At 72.7% G+C, this 19,728-nt stretch carries 15 protein-coding genes; 5 read left to right on the top strand and 10 right to left on the bottom strand.

Annotated features, from left to right (window positions below; genetic code table 11):
• Positions 1 to 4: 4 nt before the first annotated feature.
• The 3 genes from ACIBVQ_RS32310 to ACIBVQ_RS32300 form a co-directional block, all read right to left on the bottom strand.
• Positions 5 to 988 (bottom strand): ABC transporter permease, encoded by a 984-nt coding sequence (locus tag ACIBVQ_RS32310; protein ID WP_352015889.1) that lies wholly within the window; start codon positions 986 to 988, stop codon positions 5 to 7.
• A 214-nt stretch (positions 989 to 1,202) separates the two neighbouring features.
• Positions 1,203 to 3,542 carry an AAA family ATPase gene (locus ACIBVQ_RS32305; protein WP_399182130.1) on the bottom strand — a complete coding sequence of 780 codons (2,340 nt, stop codon included), beginning with the start codon at positions 3,540 to 3,542 and terminating at the stop codon, positions 1,203 to 1,205.
• A 238-nt stretch (positions 3,543 to 3,780) separates the two neighbouring features.
• Entirely contained in the window at positions 3,781 to 5,673 is a 1,893-nt protein-coding gene (locus tag ACIBVQ_RS32300) for a tetratricopeptide repeat protein (protein WP_399182128.1), read from the bottom strand.
• Positions 5,674 to 5,883: 210 nt separating this feature from the next.
• Here ACIBVQ_RS32300 and ACIBVQ_RS32295 point away from each other — a divergent pair, with 210 nt between their 5' ends.
• From ACIBVQ_RS32295 to ACIBVQ_RS32285, 3 genes are all read left to right on the top strand, one after another.
• Complete coding sequence (locus ACIBVQ_RS32295) at positions 5,884 to 7,440, top strand: MFS transporter (protein WP_352015892.1); 1,557 nt, start codon at positions 5,884 to 5,886, stop codon at positions 7,438 to 7,440.
• A gap of 876 nt (positions 7,441 to 8,316) precedes the next feature.
• Positions 8,317 to 8,781 carry a hypothetical protein gene (locus tag ACIBVQ_RS32290; protein WP_352015893.1) on the top strand — a complete coding sequence of 155 codons (465 nt, stop codon included), beginning with the start codon at positions 8,317 to 8,319 and terminating at the stop codon, positions 8,779 to 8,781.
• Positions 8,709 to 9,332 carry a VanZ family protein gene (locus ACIBVQ_RS32285; protein WP_352015894.1) on the top strand — a complete coding sequence of 208 codons (624 nt, stop codon included), beginning with the start codon at positions 8,709 to 8,711 and terminating at the stop codon, positions 9,330 to 9,332. Before ACIBVQ_RS32290 ends, ACIBVQ_RS32285 begins: the two co-directional genes overlap by 73 nt.
• 9 nt (positions 9,333 to 9,341) lie before the next feature.
• Here ACIBVQ_RS32285 and ACIBVQ_RS32280 read toward each other — a convergent pair whose 3' ends face one another.
• The 4 genes from ACIBVQ_RS32280 to ACIBVQ_RS32265 form a co-directional block, all read right to left on the bottom strand.
• Positions 9,342 to 9,932 (bottom strand): phosphoribosylanthranilate isomerase, encoded by a 591-nt coding sequence (locus ACIBVQ_RS32280; protein WP_399182125.1) that lies wholly within the window; start codon positions 9,930 to 9,932, stop codon positions 9,342 to 9,344.
• Positions 9,933 to 9,960: 28 nt separating this feature from the next.
• The gene (locus ACIBVQ_RS32275; RefSeq protein WP_362781762.1) at positions 9,961 to 10,218 is read right to left on the bottom strand and encodes a hypothetical protein; all 258 of its coding nucleotides are present in this window, start codon (positions 10,216 to 10,218) and stop codon (positions 9,961 to 9,963) included.
• A gap of 69 nt (positions 10,219 to 10,287) precedes the next feature.
• The gene (locus ACIBVQ_RS32270) at positions 10,288 to 11,721 is read right to left on the bottom strand and encodes a serine/threonine-protein kinase (RefSeq protein WP_362917768.1); all 1,434 of its coding nucleotides are present in this window, start codon (positions 11,719 to 11,721) and stop codon (positions 10,288 to 10,290) included.
• Between the two features lie 38 nt (positions 11,722 to 11,759).
• Positions 11,760 to 15,323, bottom strand: coding sequence for a WD40 repeat domain-containing serine/threonine protein kinase (locus ACIBVQ_RS32265; protein ID WP_399182123.1), 3,564 nt, complete (start codon positions 15,321 to 15,323; stop codon positions 11,760 to 11,762).
• Between the two features lie 389 nt (positions 15,324 to 15,712).
• Between ACIBVQ_RS32265 and ACIBVQ_RS32260 the strand changes: the two genes are divergently transcribed.
• Together ACIBVQ_RS32260 and ACIBVQ_RS32255 are read left to right on the top strand one after the other, a co-directional pair.
• Positions 15,713 to 15,886: a hypothetical protein gene (locus tag ACIBVQ_RS32260; protein ID WP_399182121.1), complete on the top strand. Its 174-nt coding sequence runs from the start codon at positions 15,713 to 15,715 to the stop codon at positions 15,884 to 15,886.
• Positions 15,887 to 15,972: 86 nt separating this feature from the next.
• Positions 15,973 to 16,551: a helix-turn-helix domain-containing protein gene (locus ACIBVQ_RS32255; protein ID WP_352015900.1), complete on the top strand. Its 579-nt coding sequence runs from the start codon at positions 15,973 to 15,975 to the stop codon at positions 16,549 to 16,551.
• Here the strand turns inward: ACIBVQ_RS32255 and ACIBVQ_RS32250 are convergent.
• The 3 genes from ACIBVQ_RS32250 to ACIBVQ_RS32240 form a co-directional block, all read right to left on the bottom strand.
• A complete protein-coding gene (locus ACIBVQ_RS32250; protein ID WP_399182119.1) occupies positions 16,481 to 18,181 on the bottom strand; it encodes an alpha/beta fold hydrolase in 1,701 nt (566 codons plus the stop codon). The two genes, ACIBVQ_RS32255 and ACIBVQ_RS32250, sit on opposite strands and share 71 nt — an antisense overlap.
• Before the next feature lie 72 nt (positions 18,182 to 18,253).
• Entirely contained in the window at positions 18,254 to 18,820 is a 567-nt protein-coding gene (locus ACIBVQ_RS32245; protein WP_399182117.1) for a TetR/AcrR family transcriptional regulator, read from the bottom strand.
• Between the two features lie 24 nt (positions 18,821 to 18,844).
• Positions 18,845 to 19,711 carry an RNA polymerase sigma-70 factor gene (locus ACIBVQ_RS32240; RefSeq protein ID WP_386190293.1) on the bottom strand — a complete coding sequence of 289 codons (867 nt, stop codon included), beginning with the start codon at positions 19,709 to 19,711 and terminating at the stop codon, positions 18,845 to 18,847.
• Positions 19,712 to 19,728 lie beyond the last annotated feature (17 nt).

Raw genomic sequence — 19,728 nt, 5'->3', positions numbered from 1 at the left:
CCCCTCACCCCACCCGCACGCGCGGGTCGAGAACCGCGTGCAGAACGTCGGACGCCAGGGAGGCCACCAGCACCGCGAAGGCCGCGAAACAGCTGATCGCCGCGACGGTGTTGACGTCGTTGGTCGAGATGGAGTCGACCAGCCACTCGCCCATGCCGTGCCAGCCGAAGATCTTCTCGGTGAAGGTCGTGCCGACCAGCAGCGCGCCGAAGGTGAAGGCGAAGTAGGTGACCGCCGGGATCAGCGCGGTGCGCAACGCGTGCCGCACCAGCGCGGTACGGCGCCGCAGCCCCTTGGCCATGGCGGTGCGGACGAAGTCGGCGCCGAGCACGTCGAGCATCATGTTGCGCTGGTAACGGCTGTAGACGGCGATCAGCCCCAGGGACAGGGAGAGCGTGGGCAGGATCAGGTGCCGCAGGCGGTCGGTGAGGTGGGTCAGGAGATCGCCCTCAAGGCCGGGCGTCGTCTCACCGCTGACCAGGAAGACCTGGGCGCCGGTCAGGTCGTTGAACGAGACCGCGCCGATGATCAGGATGTTGGCGAGCACGACCGTCGGAACGGCCAGGACGGCGAAGGAGGCCCCGGTCGCGAGGCGGTCGAACACGCCGTACTGCCTGACCGCCGCGTACGCGCCGACGAGCACACCCGTGAGGCTGCCGAGGACCACCCCCACGGTGATCAGGCGCAGTGTGACGCCGACGCGCCGCCCGAGGTCGTCGTTGACCGGCCCGCCGGTGACCGTCTTGCCGAAGTCGCCGTGCGCGAGGCCGCCGACCCAGGTCAGGTAGCGCTCGACCAGCGGCGTCTGGTCGTTGAGGTTCAGCTCGGTGAGCCGCGCGTCGATGACCGCCTCCGGGATCGGCGGGTTGCGGCCCTCGTAGTTGGAGCGGGGGTCGAGCGCGAAGGCTGCGAGCATGTAGGCCAGGCTCGTGGCGACGACGATGAGCACCAGATAGTTGAGCAGCCTGCGGAGAAGAAACCCCGCCATAGCGCCCCCCTTAAGCGTCGTCCCTGTTGTCGATGGCCATCCTGCTACATCTTGCGGCCACTCAACTACAGGGAGTGCTCAATCGGGGGTTCGATCTCGGTCAAGGGCGGTGTTTACCACGCCATCTCTCTGGTTGTGGAACCATCCCTCTGGTTGTGGAACCGAAAAGCACATGTCGGCCATCGCACGCCGTACGGGGCCGAGTGGGGAGAGGTCAGCGCCCGGCGAGCTCGTCCACCGCGGCGCGCAGGTCGGCGCTGGTGATGGTGGTCAGGTCCGCCGCGCTGGCCGTGCCGCCCATCTGGGCCGCCAGGCGCACGTCCCTGCGCATCGCGGCGCGCTCGAACAGCGAGCGCGCGAACCTGCCGTTGCCGAGGCTGTCGATGAGGCCGTCCGCGCAGACCCAGGTGAAGACCTCGTCCAGGTCGCGTGCCGCGGCCTCGTCGAAGCGGTCGCCCGCCTCGCGGGCGAGCAACGCGGCGATCTCGGCGAGTTCCCGGGGCGAGTAGGAGGGGAAGTGCACCCGCTGGCCGAACCTGCTGGCCAGGCCCGGGTTGGTCGCCAGGAAGGCGTCCATCTCCCGTTCGTATCCGGCCAGGATGATCACCAGCCGGTCGCGGTCGTCCTCGGCCCGTTTGAGCAGCGTCTGCACCGCCTCCGTGCCGAAGGCGTCACCCCCCGCGTAGCCAGGGTTGACCAGGCTGTAGGCCTCGTCGACGAACAGCATCCCGCCGAGCGCCCTGTCGACCAGCTCGTTGGTCTTGATCGCGGTCGCGCCGAGGTGCTGACCGACCAGGTCGGCCCGCTGTGCCTCGACCACGTCGGGCTGGGCGAGCAGGCCGAGGGCGGCGAAGATGCGGCCCAGGATGCGCGCCACGGTGGTCTTGCCCGTGCCCGGCGGCCCGGCGAAGACGAAGTGCCTGGTCTGCGGGGGTGTCGGCAGCCCCCGCTCCTGGCGCATCCTGGCCACCTTGAGCTGGGCGGTGATGGCGTGCACCTGCTGTTTGACCGGTTCGAGCCCGGCCATTCTGTCCAGGTCGGCCAGCGCCTCCTCCAGGGAGGGGATGGCCTGGTAACCCCGGTAGCGGGCGGTGAGCTCGTCGAAGGCCTTGGCGACGTCCCGCGCGGTCGTGGTCACCAGGTCCTGCGCCGTCGGTGAGCCGCCCGCGCCGACCACCCGCACGTCACGGGCCTGGGCCGCGGCCTCGACGAGGCTCCTGGCGAACCTGGCGTTCCCCAGCTCGTCGACGAGGGCGCGCCGGTGCACGTCCTCGAAGCGGTCGAGCAGCGCGGGCCCGGCGTCGTCGGCGAGCCGGTCGCCGCGCCGCCGCTGCAGCAGCTCGGTGATCTCCAGCAGCTCTCCCGGGGAGTAGCTGGGGAAGCGGACCCGGCTGGAGAAGCGGCTGGACAGGCCGGGGTTCGACGACAGGAAGGAGGCCATCTCCTTCTCGTATCCGGCCAGGATGATGATCAGCCGGTCGCGGTCGTCCTCGGCCCGTTTGAGCAGCGTCTGCACCGCCTCCGCGCCGAACCGGTCCGGCTGGCCGTCCCCCGAGTTGATCAGGCCGTAGGCCTCGTCGACGAACAGCACCCCGCCGAGCGCCCTGTCGATCACCTCGTTGGTCTTGATCGCGGTAGCACCGAGGAACTCCCCGACGAGGTCGGCGCGCTGGACCTCGACCACGTAGGGGGTTTCGAGCAGGCCGAAGGCGTAGAAGATCTTCGCGACGGTCCTGGCGACGCTGGTCTTGCCGGTGCCGGGAGGACCGACGAAGACGAAGTGGCGCATCGGCGGCTCGGTGGAGTATCCCGCCTCCTTGCGCAGCCTGGCCGCCTCTATCGAGGCTGCGATGGAACGCACCTGCTCCTTCACCGGGGCCAGGCCGATCATGCCGTCCAGCTCGCCGAGCGCCTCCTCGACGGAGATCGGCGGCGGGGCCGCGGGTGTGCCCTGCGCGTGGGCGGGCTGCCCGCTCTCACGCGCCCTGATCCGCACCCGCTGGTCCCCTGCCCGCAGATCGGCCCTGGCCTGACGGGCCTGGACGAACCGGTAGGCCAGCACGGCCGCGGCGACGCCGTAGGCGATCCACGGGGCGACGCCGGGGGCGAAGACGGAGATGGCGGCGGCCACGACGGCGGCGGGCACGAGCGCGGCGAGCGTGGTCAGCCACGGCGGCACCCAGCGGATGAGGTGGGCCGCTCCCGCGACGGGCAGCGCCAGGAGCGTCAACGGCATCGAGGCGGGCACCCCGACGCCGTACAGGCTCTGGAAGGGGGGCATGAGCAACACCCACCCGACCACCACGACCAGGGTCGCGGCGGCCCGGGGGAAGCGCAGGGTCAATCCGGCGAAACCGAGCAGGACCAGGATCGCCAGGAAGGTGTCGCGCGACCACCCCATGCCCAAGGTCAGCCCGACGGCCAGGACCAGTGCGAGGAGGTAGATCAGTCGGCGTGTGCCGGGAGCGAGCTGGAAGTAGCGCAGCCGTACCCTTTCGAACGCATCCCGCACCGCCGCCCGCCCCGCGGGCCGGATCCTGTCGGGTTCCCGCATCACGCCTCCCCGGATTCGCCCCCGGTTATACCGCACCGGGCAGACGTTTGCGCGTGCGTGAGCGCCACGCCACGCCGCCACACTGACACGATCAGATAAACGGACGAGACCGGATGAACCCCATGATCCGGGTGCGGGGTTTCTGCCCCGCCTTCGAATGCCGAAACGATCCCTCCCGCCGCCTTCCCGCGTGCCCTCCCCGGGCCTTCCTGCGGGCGGCCCCCGGCACGGTGAACCCTCAGCGTGTCCGTGTGGTCCCGTGTCGCTCCCGGGCACGGCGGCGCCGGTGGCGGTCCCGGTGGCGGGCACCGCCGAGACCTGGGACTTCGGAGACGAGGACCCGCTTCGGGGTGATCCTGAGCGCGCCCGTCTCCACGTCGCCGACCGCGACGCCCCGCACCTCGGCCCAGAACCGGCTCTGCGCCGGGTCGGTGACGAACACCGTGACCCTCGGGTCCCGTCCGGCCGCCTCCCAGGCGTCGGCGGGGGCGGTCAGGAGCAGTTCGCCGTCCGCCTGGCCGGTGACCTCGGCGGCCAGGGTTCTGGGACCCTCCCGGTCCGTGAAGGCCAGGACGACTCCCCTGACCCGGGCCAGCGCCCGCCGCACGTCGCCACCGAGGAGGATCGGCGCCCGCGCGTCCGCCGGCGGGCGCACGTCATGCCCCTCCCGCATGGCCAGGCCCGAACGCCACGGTCCCGGCAGGTCGTGCCCGCGCGCCCGTGCCGCCCTGAGGGCCAGCGCCCCGGCGAGTACGGCCGGCGGCACACCGCAGGCCCACCAGACCCACCAGGTCCACCGCTCCAGGCCTGCCCCGGTCAGCAGGCCGGACGACGTCACGACCGCGACGCCCGTGAGCAGGACCGAGGTCAGGGTCAGCAGGTACCGGGTGGCCGTGAGCAGGCGGTCGGCGGCGAGCACCCGGTCGACGAGGTGCCCCGCCGTACCCCTCGGGCGGGCCAGGGCGAGCGCGACGGGGACGGCGGGGGCGGCCAGGGCCGGCCGGATCTCGCCGAGTGCCCCCGCGGCCAGCAGGAGCCCCATGAGCGCCGACCAGGCGCGGGCCGTGAGCATCCACAGCGTCGTCTCGGCGTTGCGCCGCGCCGTACGGTCTCCCGGGATGGCGGCGAACTCGGCCAGCGCCCTGACCGGGCGCCCGCGCCACGCCCGCGCGGGCACCCGCAGGGCGGGCAGGGCGATGCCGTTGAACAGGACGAACCCCGCGAGCAGGGGCCACACCACGCCCTGCGGGACGGGCGGGAGGGTGGCGACCGCCACCGTGTAGGCCACGACGGCGAGCACGGTGGCCGAGACCGAGACGCCGAGCCAGGGGTCGCGTGCGAGCAGACGCGGCACGTAGCGCCAGAGCCTGATCTCACGACCCCGCCTGAGGGTGATCGCCACCCCCGCCAGCACGGTCACGCCACCGGCCACGGCCGCCGCGGCGGGCCCGGTCCGCAGGACGAGCAGGGCGGCCACGGCGAGCGCGACGGCCAGCAGTGCGCGGATCTGCCGGGACCAGGCCTCCACGGCGTCCCTCGTGCGGGCGGTCTCCCGGGGGTCGACCGGCCAGGCGGGGTCGTGGTGGCCGTGCGGAGGCCGCCAGCGCAGCAGGGCGAGCCCGAGGTTGACCCGTGCGCGCGGGTGGTCGTCCGCCAGGCGCAGCGCGGCCCGGTAGGCGGCCTCGGCCCGGTGGTGTTCGCCGCGCAGCAGCGCGAGGTCGCCGGCGAGGACGTGGGGGTCCGGCTCCTCGGGGGCGTAGCGGACGGCCCTGTCCGCCTGAACGGCCGCCTCCCACCGGCGTCCCGGCACCCGGCGCAGGGCGGCGCCCAGTCGCAGCCGTGCCGTCCACGAACCTGGAGCGGTCCGTACGGCCTCCTCGGCGGCGGCCACGGCCTCGGCGTCTCGGCCGAGGCGTTCGAAGGAGAGGCTCAGCAGCCGGTATGCCCAGTCCGCGACACCGGTGACCTGACCGTGCCCCATGGCGTCGAGCGCCTCCTGTGGCCGGTCGCGCTCCAGCAGGGCCGCGGCCGTGGCGCACCGTTCGCGGGGGTCACCGGTGTCACCGTACGGTTCGCTGTCCGGTTCACTGTCCGGTTCCGGCGGTTCATGGACCTCGTGCTGGCTCCCCACGACCGTCATCGTGCGCGCGAGATCACTGTTTGCCTAGATAAGAGCTATATCCCTGTATCTCTCTAGAGAGGCGGGATATATGGGGACAATATCCACAATTAGCGGTAAGCCAATCTCCGATTCCTGGCTTTCCCACTACCCGGCTTCGCCTAAGCTGCCTGGCATGTCCGTCGAGGCCGACGTTCCCTTCAACGGCCCCTCCAGCGGCTCATGATCGCCATGGGGGTCGTGGACAGTGCGGTCCGCACCGGGATCGACCCGCGAAGGCGAGGGACCGGCCGTTGGTCGGTCCTGATCCTGCTGTGCTTCAGCCTGCTGCTCATCGCGGTGGACGCGACGGTCCTGCACATCGCCGTCCCCGCGCTGACCGCCGCCCTCGAACCCACCTCGGTCCAACTGCTGTGGATCATCGACGTCTACTCCCTGGTGGTCGCGCCGCTGTTGCTGACCTTCGGCACGCTCGGCGACCATTACGGCAGGAAACGCCTGGTGCTGATGGGGTACGTCGTGTTCGGCGTCGCCTCGGCCGCCGCCGCGTTCGCGCCGAGCGCCGCCGCGCTGATCGGCGCGCGGGCCCTGCTGGGCGTCGGCGGCGCGATGATCATGCCCGCCACGCTCTCCATCATCAGGCAGGTCTTCACCGACCGGCGTGAGCGCGCCGTCGCCCTGGGGGTGTGGAGCGGGGTCGCCGCCGCCGGGGCCGCGGTCGGCCCGCTCATCGGCGGGTTGCTCGTGGAGCACCTGTGGTGGGGCGCCGTCTTCCTGATCAACGTCCCGATCCTGCTGGTGCTGTTGCCCGCGGCCGTCAGGCTTCTGCCCGACTCCTGCGCGCGGGCGCTGCACCCGTGGGACGCCTTCAGCGCGCTGCTGTCGGTCGTGGGCATCCTCGCCCTGGCCTTCGGCCTCAAGGAGACGGGGACCGGCGGCACCGGTGGACCGGTGGTCTTCCTGGCCGGGATCGGACTGCTGGCCTGGTTCGTGCGCAGGCAGCGGCGCTCGCCCTCCCCGATGCTCGACCTCGGCCTGTTCCGGCAGCGGGCGTTCTCCATCGGGGTCGCCGCAGTGTTGCTCACGGTCTTCGCCCTGGTCGGGCTCGAACTGATGCTCGCCCAGTATCTCCAGCTCGTGCTCGGCGACAGCCCCTTCCAGGCGGCGGTCCGCCTGCTGCCGCTGATGGCCGCCGCGGTCGCCGGCGGCCTCGCCGGGGCGCGGCTGCTGCACCGCTTCGGGCTGCGCGCGACGATGGGCGGCGGCCTGGCGCTGACCGCGCTCAGCCTGCTGCCCACGCTGGCCTGGGGTACGGAGCCGCACTCCCTGACGCTCGCGCTCTGTTTCGTCGGCGTCGGTTTCGGCATCCAGGTCACCCTGCTCGCCGCCTCCGACACGATCATGTCCTCGGCGTCCGAGGCACGGGCCGGTGGTGCCGCCGCGATCGAGGAGACCGCCTACGAGCTGGGGGCCGGCCTGGGGGTCGCGGTCCTCGGCACGGTCACCACGGCCGTCTACGCGCCCTCGCTGGCACCGGTCGCCGGGGTTCCCTCCGGCCTGATGACCCTCGCGCGTCAGTCGCTCGCCGCCGCCGCGCACGCGGCGCAGGAGATCGGCGGCGAAACCGGGGCCGCGCTGCTGACCGCCGCCAGAGTCGCGTTCGTCGGCGGTCTGCACTCCACGATCGTGGTGAGCGCGCTGCTGCTGGGCGCGACCGCGGCGCTCGTCACCCTGCTACTCCCCCGTGGCACCGTCCCCCCTGAGCACGGTCACCACTGACGGGTTCCAAGACCGCGGGCCGGTGATCACCCGTCCGTCCGGCGGACCGGTGACCGCCCCCCTTCCGGCCGGGCCCCTCCGGGAGGGGAACAGTCCGGCCTGACGGCCCGCGGTCTCGGCCGTCACCCGCGGCAGCGCGGCCCGGGGCCGGCTACGGCGTCCGGCTACGACATCCGGTCCGAGGTGTGGCGGCGCTCACCCTCCAGATCGCACCGCCACACCCGGCATACGGGGTGTCGTGTGACGGCCTGACCGTCCAGATCACCCCTGCTCTGTCGGCGGGATCCGCCGGTTTCCGTCCGCCGCGGCGCCGTACGGGCGTCTCGTGGCGCGGGCCGCCCCCACCCCCGGGGCGGCCATGTGACCATGTGACGGCGCTCCCGAGCCGTCCAGCGATGTGTATGGCAGACGGTCGGGTGGTCGGATTGGAAGCATTCATTGCTGTTTTCTCCTTTCGGCGCGGGAGGGGTGCGCGGTCGTTTCTCCTCAAGGGTGCCTGAGAAGGACTCTTTCGGCAGCCACATGATTGCGACGATCTGTTCGCACATTGAGTTTCGGTTTCTGTAGGACGCACACAGGTTTATGTAGGACCGTGAAGGATTCCTCGCCGACGGCGCGAATATATTTCACAAATCCCACATAACAGGCAGCCCACACAAGCCCTGACCTGCACGGGACCCGATACCACGGCGCGACCCCGGTCGAGCTTCGTTGATCACGTGCCGGTTTGCGGATAGGTTCCCCCTGACCGCGAAGCGCGAGAGAAAAACAAAGATATCCGACAATTAGAACATTGCCCACAAATCATAATTTGTCATTTATGCCCTTTTTCTTGCGCCGTCTGCCGCCGCGAACCCACCAGCGGAAGGACTCGCCTTGCTGGATCGCCTCCTGCCCTCCCTCGTCACGCCGGCCGCATTTCTCACCGTCTCGGCGATCGCCTGCGCGGCCGTCTGGGCGGGGAGCGCCGCGGCCGGGGACACGGGTTCCGTCGGCGACTGCGGTCCCTCCCTGACCTTCTCCGGCTCCGCGTTCGGCTACCTCGACAACGGCACGCTCAGCGCCGGGTTCTGCGTCAAGGGGAGGTCCCTGCGCCGGATCAACGTCGCCTACGACAAGGCGCGGGGAGGGGCGACGAACGTCCGGCTCGGCTACCAGCAGACGAACAGCTCGGGCGTCGGGATCAAGAGGCCCGTCTACGGCCCGGCCGTGACGGCGCGGGCGGGCGGCACCACCTTCAGGAGCTTCTCCCTCTCCCTTCCCTCCGGGTGTTACCACGGGATCATGCTGAACACCGCGACCCGTTTCCAGTACGTCACGAAGGTCTGGGGCGACTGCTGATCCCCCTGCCCGTCGAGGTCTTCCTCGCCAACCGTGACCTCTGGCTGCCGGTCGTCTGCCTGCTGACGGTCCTCACCGGACTGTGCGTCCCGCTGAGCCGAAGAGCCTCGGCGGTGTTCCGCGTGCGGCGGCCGACGGCGTTCCTCTGGCTGTTCTCCCTGGCCGTGATCCCGGCCCTCACGATGCCGACGCGTCTGACCACGCACGGCCTGGCCTTCTGCGCGACCGGCGGCCCGGCCTCCCTCACGGAGGCCCAGAACCTCCTCAACCTCCTGCTCTACGCCGCGCCCGCCCTGCTGGGGGTCCTCGTGACCCGCCGCCCGCTGGCGGTCGTGACGGGGCTGGCGGCGGCCTCCCTCGCCCTGGAGATCGCCCAGGCGTTCTCGGAGGGGCGTAGCTGCGACGCGGCGGACGTGCTCTTCAACGTCCTGGGCGCCCTCGCGGGAGCCGGGACGGCGCTGCCCGTCCTGCGAACGGCTCCCCGCTCCCCACGCGGAACGCCCGCGATCCCGGCCGAACGGCCGTCCCGGACGCCCGGGGGCACCGGGTAGCCGGGGACTTCAGCCGCGCGCGGCGGCCACGAACTCCCTGATGAGCCCGGCGTCCTTCACCCCGGGAGCGGTCTCGACACCGCTTGAGACGTCGACCCCCCACGGCTGGGCGGCGGCCACGGCCTCGGCGACGTTCGCCGGGCCGAGTCCTCCGGCCAGCATCCAGCGGCCCTGCGGGAGGCCGCGCACCGCCGCCCAGTCCCACGGCTCCCCCGAGCCCGGGCGGGGGGCGTCGACGATGAGCATGTCCTCGTCGAGGGCTCCGCAGCGCAGGTCGGCGCCCGCCGCCGCCCCGGCACGGACCAGTGTCAGGCCGAGGTCCTTGAGCGCGGTGAAGTCCTCGTGCGGATGGGCGCCGTGCAGCTGCACGGCCCGCACCCCCGACTCGGTCGCGGCCCGCCGTACCTCCTGCGGGGTCTCACCGGCGAAGACCGCGACGGTCAGCACATGGGCGGGCACCTCGGCGGCCAGCTCACGGGCGAGCTCCTGGGTGATCCGCCGGGGGCTACGGGTCAGGACGAAGCCGATCGCGTCGGCTCCCGCCTCGACGGCGGCCGTGACGTGGCCGGGCTCTCGCAGCCCGCAGATCTTCACATACACCCCTGCACCCTAGCGGTGCCCGAACGGTTCAGGCTCCCTGCTGCATCGGGATGCCGACCCGGTCGACGATCGCATCCTCCCCCTCCTGACGGGCGCAGTGCGCGCAGCAGAACCAGCTCCTGCCCACCTGGACCCCGTGGCCGACGACCTTCACCCCGCAGTGCTCGCACACCGGGGCCATCCGGTGGACTGCGCACTCGAAGCTGTCGAAGACGTGCACGGCCCCCTGCGCGTGCACCTCGAAGCTCATGTCGTAGTCGTTGCCGCAGACCTCACATCGCGCCATGTCTTCCCCCCGAAAAACTCACGGCGTACTCCCGGCTATGCCTACCCGCCGGTGGAGGGCTCAGACAGGTCAGCCGCCGGTTCCGAGGGCGGCCACCAGGGCCGCGACCAGGGCGAGGGTCAGCAGTACCGTCAGCCCCAGCCAGTACAGGCGGTCACGGGCCGTGCGGGCCCGCGCGTCACGGTCCGCCTCGATCCACCCGGCCAGCCTCGGCCAGGCGTACGGCAGCGCCGGATCGGCCAGGCGGGCCAGGTCCCCCGCACGGACGACCAGCGGCCCGAACGCCTCGGCGATCCGTTCCTCGGCCTCCCCCGCACCACGCGGCCCGCCGCGCCCGTCCGCCAGCCTGAGGAACATCGCCGAGGCGAACGGCCGGTCGGCCGGGTCGAGCGTGACGTAGGCGTCCTCCGCGACCGCGCCCAGTCCCGGGTCGTCGTACGGGGTCCGCAGCCTGGCCGCCATGGCGTCGCCCGCCGCCAGCAGGAAGTCCAGGGTGAGCGGCACGCGGGCGGCCAGCAGGGCGTCGGCGAGACAGACCCTCCCTCCGAGGACCGTCTCCGTGGTGAGCGGTGCCTCCGCGGTGAACGTCTCCGCCGCCCATCCGGGGATGTCGCCGCCCGAAGGCACGAGACAGGCCGCCGGCAGGCAGGCCGCGGTGGGGGAGGCGTGTGTGAGGCAGTCGGGGGCGAGGCAGGGGGCCTTGAGCCGGACGGTCGCGTCCGCGGAGACCAGGGCCCGCAGCAGGTCCCGGGCCCCGGGCCTGCGCTCGGGGTCCTTGGCCAGGGAGTCGGCGACCAGGGCGCGCAACGGCTGCGGGATCGGGTCCAGGTCGGGATCGACCGACAGCACACGGTGCATGACCGTCCCCAGACTGGTGCCCTCGAACGCGTCCCTCCCCGTCGCGGCGTAGAACACGACCGCACCCCAGGCGAACACGTCCGCGGCGGCGCCGGGCTCCCGTCCGGTGAACGCCTCCGGCGCGGTGTAGGCCGGGGCGTTCATGGCCAGCCTGGGCCAGGTCAGCGTCGTCTCCGTCGGGGAGAGCGGCCCGAACCCGACGACCCTGGGACCGTCGGGGCCCAGCAGCACGTTGTCCGGGGTGAGGTCACGGTGGACGACCCCGGCCTCGTGGAGGGCGGTCAGCGCGGTGGCCAGGGCCGCGGCCAGGTGGAGCAGGTCGGGCCCGGCCAGGATCCGCCCCGCCCCACGCAGGCTCGGCCCGGCCACGTACTCACTGACGACGTACGGCCGCGCCCCCACGCAGTCGGCGTCGATCACCTTGGCCGTGCAGGACGGCGCGGCGGCGCGGACCGCGGCCACCTCCCCGGCCAGTGGCCGCCACAGTTCGGGGTCTCCGTGCGGCACCTTCACCGCCACCCGCCGCCCTCCGGAGTCGTAGGCCTCGTAGACCACGCCCCGGCGGCCCGCCCCAAGACGGCCCGCCAGCCGGTAGTCCCCCAGACGGTGCGGGTCCCCCTCGATCAGCCTCGCCGCGACTCTCATACGGTGTTGGATGCGATCTCAGACCGGAAAGTTCTGGGTCATCGGGGGCATACATCACGGTACGGCGTCTCCCCCAGGTAGGTCCGCCACTCCTGCGCCGAGAGCGTACGGCCCGCCCTCGCGCAGACCGCGTTCGCCACGGCCTCCGGCTCCACCGGGTGCTCGGCCAGGACTCCCGAGGAGTCGGCGACGACCAGGCGCGTCCCGTCTCCGGTGAAGGCCAGCGCCTTCGGCTCTCCTGGCCCCGTCGCGATCGGCGCGCCGAGGCGGCGCCCGGTCTCGACGTCCCACAGCGCCACGGAGCCGCCGTCCACCCGGCCCGCGATCACGTCGCCGCGCGGCGAGTAGGTCAGCAGGGGGGTCTCGCCCGCCCCCGTCCTGACCGTCTCACCGACCTGCTTCCTCGACGAGGTCTCCCAGACCGACAGCCGTCCCGCCTGGTCGGCGATGGCGAAGCGGGAGCCGTCCCCGCCGAAGGCGAGCGAGAGGACGGGGACGCCGACGGTCGGCGAGCCGTACGAGGGGCCGAAGGGTTTGCCCGTGCGGGTGTCGAGCAGGCGCTGTTCACCGCCCGCGACCGCCAGGGCCCTGCCGTCCGGGGCGAAGCGGAGGCCGTCGGGGTAGCCCTGCTTCCTCGCCCAGCGGTGCCGGCCGCCCGGCACGTCCCACAGGTGGATCTCCCCGCCGTCCCCGGTCGGGGAGTCGGGGTAGGCGACGTATCCGGCGAAGGCGGTGCCGTCGGCGTTCACCGCGATGGCGGTCACGTTGCCCTGTTTCGGGGCGGTGACGGTCATGACCTTCTCGAACGTCCTGGTGTCCCAGATCTGCACCTCGCCCGCCATGTCGCCCGTGACGACCGCCAGCCGTCTCCCGTCGCCGCTGAAGGCCATCTCGAAGTAGCCACCGGGGTCCTGTGAGCCGACGTCCAGGGCCGCCGGGGACCTGCGGCCCTGGACGTCCCACAGGATGACCTTCCCCGACCCCTCCCCCTTCGAGGCGAGCAGGCGGCCGTCGGGGCTGAGCGCCGCCCTGGCGAAGCCCGCCTTCCCCAGTGGCGCCGGGGTGGTCGCGAAGGCGATGTCGAGGCTGGTCACCGAGTCCTCCGACAGGTAGCGCAGGGTGCGCCCGTCGGGGTCGAAGGCGGCGACCGGCCTGAACGCGGCGACGGCGTGGGTGAACAACAGGGCACCGTCCGCGACGCGCCAGAGCCTGATGTTGCGCTCGCTCACCGACGCCAGGAACCGCCCGTCGGGGCTGAAGACCAGCGTGTCCGCGTCGCCCTCGTCGAACGAACGCTGCACGTCGGCGTCGGTGAAGGAACGTTGCAGATCGGCGCCGGTCGAGGCGTCGTGGAGCCGGATGAGCGCTCCGGTGCGGACCGCGACGACCTTGCCGTCCGGGCTGTAGGCGACGCGCCGCACGCAGGTGCACCGCTGTCCGAGCGACACCTTGCGGCCGTCCGCGAGGGTCGTGACCGTCGCGTTCCCTCCGAGGTCGGCGACGGCGAGCCCGGTGCCGTCCGGCGAGGTGTCGAAGCCCATGCCCGCGGTGAACGGGGCCGCCTCACCGCCCGTCCGCCGGTTCCAGACCATCAGCCCCTCGCCCCTGCTGACCAGGACCAGGTCCTCCGAGCGGCCGAAGGTCACCTGGGATATGCCGTCGACGCCCCGGCCCCGGACGGTGAGGGTCGCACCGGTCGGCTTGCCGGTCGTCATGTCCCAGATCGTGAGTTTCGTCCCGCTGACCACGGCGAGCAGCCTGCCGCTCGGGCTCAGCGCGATCCCGGTCAGCTCGTCGCCTATCCCGTCGAACCCGCCGGCGCGTCCGCCGGTCCGCACGTCCCAGACGCGCGCCTGTCCGTCGCCGGCGCTGACGAGGACGCGCCCGTCACGGCTCAGCGCCCGCAGCGTGTGCACCCCGGCCGCCGGGTCGTGGAAGGCGGCCGTCTCACGCTGGGCCAGCGAGCCGGTCAGGGCGGCTCTCGCCTCGACCACCGGGTTCAGCCGCCAGGCGGCCACGCTGAGCAGCATGGCCCTGACCGGCTCGGAGACGCGCAGCGATTCGGCGGTCGCGGCGAGCTGGCGGGCCTGCGCCTGGTCGCGCTGGTGCGCGATGGTGACGCTGCGCGCCTCGGCGACCCTGCCCTGCTGTACGGCCAGCACCCCGGCGGCCAGCGCGACCGCCAGCAGCCCGGCCAGCGTCACGGACAGCAGCCTGCCCCTGCGTGCGCGGCGCCTGGCCAGGGCGGCTCCCGCTTCCAGGAAGTCGCGTTCGACCGGGCTCAGTGTGATGTTGCGCCGTCCCGTCGCCGCCCAGTTCATGGCGTTCTCCAGGTTGCTGCCCTGGAACAGGTCGCCGTCCCTGCGGCCCTGGCTCTGCCAGCGCCAGGCCGCGGTGAGGATGTGCCGGTGCACGACCAGGCCGTCGCGGTTGGCCCCGACCCACTGACGCAGCCGGGGCCAGGCCTGGGTCAGGGCGGGCCGCGAGAGCCACAGCGCCTGCTCGTCGCGGCCGACCAGATAGGTGAAGGCCGCGAGCACCCGGTGGACGGCGGCGATCTCCTCCTCGCCCCTTCCCTGGAGGAGTTCGGCCAGCTGGGCGCGCCGTACGGTGAGCTCTCCGTCGTCGGTCACGGTGACGAGCCGGAGGAACACCTCGGGGGCGATTTCCCGTTCGGCCTGCCCGAGCGCGCCGAAGGCCTCCTCGGCGAGGTCGCCGAGCGCGGGGTCGTTCGAGCCGGTGTGCATCCGGCCGCCCGTCTCGCTGCCCGCCGCGAGCAGCCGCCGGGTGTCGAGCGAGCCGCCCCCGCTGATCAGGGCGAGCAGCAGTTCCCTGGCGGCGGGCCTGGCCGTGGGGTCCTTGGCCAGGGAGGCGGCCACCAGCGGACGGAGCTGCTCGGGCAGTACATCCAGCTGCGGCTGCACGGAGAGCACCCGGTGCATGACACCGCCCAGGCTCTCCGCCCTGAACGGGTCGAGTCCTGTGGCGGCGAAGACCATGACCCCGCCCCAGGCGAAGACGTCGACGGCCTCGGTCGCGCGCTCCCCCATGAAGATCTCGGGGGCCATGTAGGTGGGGGTCCCCGCGACCATCCCGGTCGCGGTCAGCGACATGTCGGCCATCCGGGCGACACCGAAGTCGATCACCCGGGGGCCGTCGGGGCCGAGCAGCACGTTGTCGGGCTTGAGGTCTCGGTGGATGACCCCGGCCTCGTGGATCGCGGTCAGCGCGGTGGCGACGGCGGTGGCCAGTCGGTGCAGGTCACCGCCGGTGAAGCGGCGCCCGTCGACGACGGCCCTGCGCAGGCTCGGTCCCTCGACGTACTCGGAGACGATGTACGGCCTGGGCCCTTCGAGGTCGGCGTCCACCACGGCGGCCGTGCAGAAGGAGGCGATCCGCCTGGCGGAGGCCGCCTCGCGGCCGAACCGCTCGCGCAACTCGGGGTCGGCCGCCGCGTCGCCGTGCAACACCTTGACCGCGACCCGTTCGCCCCGTGCGTCGTAGGCCTCGTAGACCACTCCCTGTCCGCCCGCGCCCAACCGGCCCGCCAGCCAGTAGCCGCCGAGCCGTTGCGGATCTCCGTCGACCAGTCCGGTGCTCATTCCCGCCTCCGTTCACCGGCTTGTTGGACGCGCCGCTGGACACCATAGTTCGGCCGATGTCACACACTCAGGCGTTCCCCAGGTCAGCGGCGTCGTCCGGCCGCGATCAAACCGGTTGATAGGGCTCACCGGGGAGAACTAGGTTGGCAAGCGTGGGCGGGCTCCCGCCGACCCCCGGCCGGCGAGCCCGAGCAAGAGGAGGGACGAGCCATGCGTCACGCGAAAGTCGCCCGTTCGCAGCACCGGCGTCGCCGTACCCGCGCCTTCGACCTGGACCTTCGCACCCCGTCAGGCCGCAGGCTTCCCTACTGACGATCAGTTCTTTACGACGGTTTTACGGGACGATCTGTAGACATTTCGTGTAACGAAAGCGTCACGCGGGGGGCTCAATGAAGAGACTTGTGCTTGTGCCGCCGTCCGTCGCGCGGCTCAAGATCAGAGACATCCGGTCGGTACGGCGCCGCGGCGGCGCGTCCGACACCAAGGTCGTCGATCTGCGCGCCTACACAGGACGCAACATCCTGCGGTTTCCGGCCACGAGCGGCCCCACTCCCGCGGCCTGACCGCCCGCCCGGCCGGCCGGGAGGACCCGCGACCCGCGGGTCCTCCCGTATTATCCGGACACAGCGTCCACCTATACCCTGAGGGCATGGAGAGAGCAGACGCCGCGCGCAACCGGGCGCGCATCCTGGAGGCCGCGGAGCGGCTGTTCGCCGCCAAGGGGGCGCCCAACGTCACCATGGAGGACATCGCCAGGGCGGCGGGAGTCGGCCGGGGCACCCTGTACCGCCGCTATCCCGACCGGGCCGCGATCGCGACCGCGATGCTCGACGAGCACGAGAAGGCCCTGCAGCGCGAACTGATCGGAGGCCGGCCGCCCCTCGGCCCCGGTGCCACGCCCGCGCGGCGGCTGGCCGCCTTCTACGCCGCGATGGTCGGCCTGCTCGAATCCCACTCCCACCTGGTGCTCGGCGCGGAGACGGGCCGCTCGCGCTTCGCCACCGGCGCCTACGGTTTCTGGCGGGCGCACGTGCGCTCGCTGCTGGTCGCCGCCGACGTGCCCGACCCGGACGCGCTCGTCGAGATCGCGCTCGCCCCGCTCGCCCCCGAGGTCTACACCTTCCAGCGTGAGGGTCGCGGGCTCGGACCCGAGCGGATCACAGCCGCGCTGGAAGAACTCGCCCTGCGGCTTCTCGCAGGACACGCGCCACCCGCCGGGGATGGGTGAGCTGGGGGTAGTGCCCCGCTCCCTCGATCACGACGTCGGCCTCGCCCACCACGAGCGGGTCGGCCGCCCCCGTGACGATCGTCACCGGGACCTCGACCCGGCCGAGCGCCCGCCGCAGTTCCTCCCTGGCCGCGTAGCCCGCGCGCATCGCCCCGATCACCCGCCGGGCGGCACCGGGGCGACGCAGGTCGGCGAGCGCGCCCTCGGGCACGCCGAGTCTGCCCGCCAGCCGCGCCGGGGACGTCCCGCGCAGTACGGCGGCGCCGAAGGCCGAACGGGCCGGCCACCCCGCCGGAGCCTGCAGGAAGGCCGGGGCCAGGAGCACGACCGCGGAGATCCGCTCAGGACGTGCGAGCGCGTAGCGCAGGACGGGCCCGCAGGCGAAGGAGTGCCCGACCAGCACCGGGCGCGTCCCCGCCGGTTCGAGCAACGCCTCGGTCCACTCCCCCAGTGAGCGGGCGGGCGAGGAGCGGCCGAGTCCCGGCAGGTCGGCGGCCAGGACGGGACCGTCGAGCGACTCGCTCACCTCCGCCCAGGAGCGGGCGTCGAGCGGCAGCCCGTGCAGCAGCACGTACCGGGGACTCTCCCGCTCCCCCGCCACCCAGGTACGGCTGCCCGCCACGTCCCGGAACCCGTACGGCCCGCGTGGCGCCTCCCCCTCCCCGAACCCGGCCCCGACCAGCCCGTCCGCCCAGGTCCTGAGCATCTCCTCCACCGGGGGCATGCGCAGGCCGGCCCGCTCGGCGAAGGCCAGGGCGGGGGCCGTGTCGTAGCGGTCGCCGGACATGAACGACAGCGTCTCCGGGTCGGCGCCGGTCAGGGCGCGGGGCAGCCGCCGTACGAGAGGGACCGGGATCGTCGCGCGCGGAGGGCGGACTCCCAGGTGGGCGGCCAGGAGCCCGGCCAGTTCCGGCAGGTTCGGCGTTCGGTCGTCGAGCACCCAGTAGGCCTCGCCCGCCGTCTCCTCGTGGCCGGGCACCTCCGCCATGAAGCGGGCCAGGTAGCCGATGTCCACGGCCGGCAGGAAGGTCCTGCCGTCCCCGGGCAGCAGGGGCAGCCGGCCACGCCACAGGTCGCGCACCACCGAGGCGAGGCCGATGAACTGCCCCTCACCGGTGACCGAACTGGGGTTGACGACGGTCAGCGGGACGCCGAGTTCCGCGGCGCGGGCGCGCACCGCCGCGTCGCCCTCCCGTTTCGAGGCCTCGTAGGCCCCGTCACGGCGGTAGTCGGGAGGACCGCCGCTGACACGGTAGCCGCTGACGTGCACCAGGCGCCGCAGCCCCTGGCGGGTGGCCGCCCAGTCGGCCACGTTGACCGCCCCGGTCACGTTGGCCGCCCTCGCCTCGGCGATGCCCAGTCCGAAGGCGAAGCGTGCCGCGGTGTTGTAGACGTCGCGCACCCGCCCGAGGTCCGGCGCGGCGCCGAGCCCGAGCCCGGGGACGGCGATGTCGGCGGTCACGACGGTCAGCCGCGCGGTGTCCACGCCCTGCCCGGCGAGCCAGGAGGTCAGCCGGTCCGCCGGTCCGCGCAGGGCGGCGGCCACCACGCGCTCCCTGCGCAGGAGTTCGGCGACCAGGGAGCGGCCGATGAATCCCGCCGCGCCGAAGACGATGGAGTCGGGGGTCACGCGATCACCTCATAATAGATCGGTCTACATATTTCATGGACATACGAAGGGAGCCGGGGAGAGGTCCTGGCGTTACGGCCTCAGCAGCGTGGCGATCCCGCGCGCCACCCGGTCGAGCGGCTCCCGGCTGCGATGCGCCCTGGCCAGCAGCAGCGCGCCCTCGATCAGGGCCAGGACCGTGGCGGCCGTGTCGGCGGGCTCCGGGTGCCCGTCCACGGCCAGCCGGTGACGCAGCGCCTCCTCCCACGAGCCGTAGACCTCGGCGCAGATCTCCTGGAGGGGGTCGCTGACGGCCGCCATCTCCAGCGCCACCGTGGCCACCGGGCAGCCCTTGCGCCACCCGGAGGCCTCAAGCCGGTCGCCCAGCAGTGCGAGCACCCCGGTGACCAGGCTCACGGCGTCGGGCGCGGACTCGGCAAGCTCCCGCACCATCCGGCCGACCTCGTGACCCGCCCGCCGTACGGACTCACCGACGAGCTGGTCCTTGCCGCCGGGGAAGTGGAAGTAGAGCGAGCCGCGCGGCGCTCCGCTGGCCGCGACCACCTGGTTCAGCCCGGCCCCGAAGTAGCCGCCGCCCTCGATCAGCTCCCGCGTCGCGTCGAGCAGCCGCGTCCTGGTCTCCTCACCCTTGCGTCCCATGGCCCAAAAAATAGACCGGTCTGCTTATTCTTGGCAACCCGGGGCGGTGAAGCGCGAGAGCTTGTCCGGATTCAGCACGGCCCGCACCGCCGTGATCCGCCCCTCCGTCACCTCGATCGCGAAGACCGCGACGACCACGTCCCCGGCCCACACCACGATCCCCTCCTCGCCGTTGACCTCGGTGTGGGCGAACCCGCCCCCGGGGCCGAACTTGGCGGCGATCCCGGCCAGGAAGCGGACGACCTTGTCCCGGCCCTCCACGGGGCGCAGCGCGGCGCCGACCCGGCCACCGCCGTCGGACCAGACGACCACGTCGACGGCGAGCAGCCGCTCAAGCTCGGCGAGGTCGCCGCCCCGCGCGGCGTCGAGGAACCGCTCGACGATCCTGCGCCGCTGCTCCCCGGGCACGTCGAACCTCCGGGGCTCGCCCATCCGCTTCCTCGCCCTGATCAGGAGCTGGCGGCAGTGGGTCTCCGAGAGGTCGAGCACCTCGGCGATCTCGCGGTAGCCGTACGAGAAGGCCTCGCGGAGCACGAAGACGGCGCGCTCCGGAGGGGTGAGGCGCTCAAGCAGCGTCAGGAACGCCATGGAGACCGCGTCACGTCGCTCGGCGGTCTCCAACGGGCCGAGTGCCGCCGACTCGACGGGCTCGGGAAGCCAGGGGCCGACGTAGCTCTCACGGGTGGCACGGGCGGCGGTCAGCCGGTTGAGACAGAGGTTGGTGACCACCTTGGCCAGCCACGCCCCCGGCGTCTCCACGTTCCGCCTGTCGGCGGTGTGCCAGCGCAGGTAGGCGTCCTGGACGACGTCCTCCGCCTCCGCGGCCGAACCGAGCATCCGGTAGGCCAGGCCGAACATCCGCCGCCGCAGTTCCTCGAACTCATCGACCATCCGTCCAGGGTCCCAGA

The sequence above is a fragment of the Streptosporangium sp. NPDC049376 genome (assembly GCF_044466505.1).
GTDB lineage: Bacteria > Actinomycetota > Actinomycetes > Streptosporangiales > Streptosporangiaceae > Streptosporangium.
This window is presented reverse-complemented; position numbering and strand designations above follow the sequence as displayed.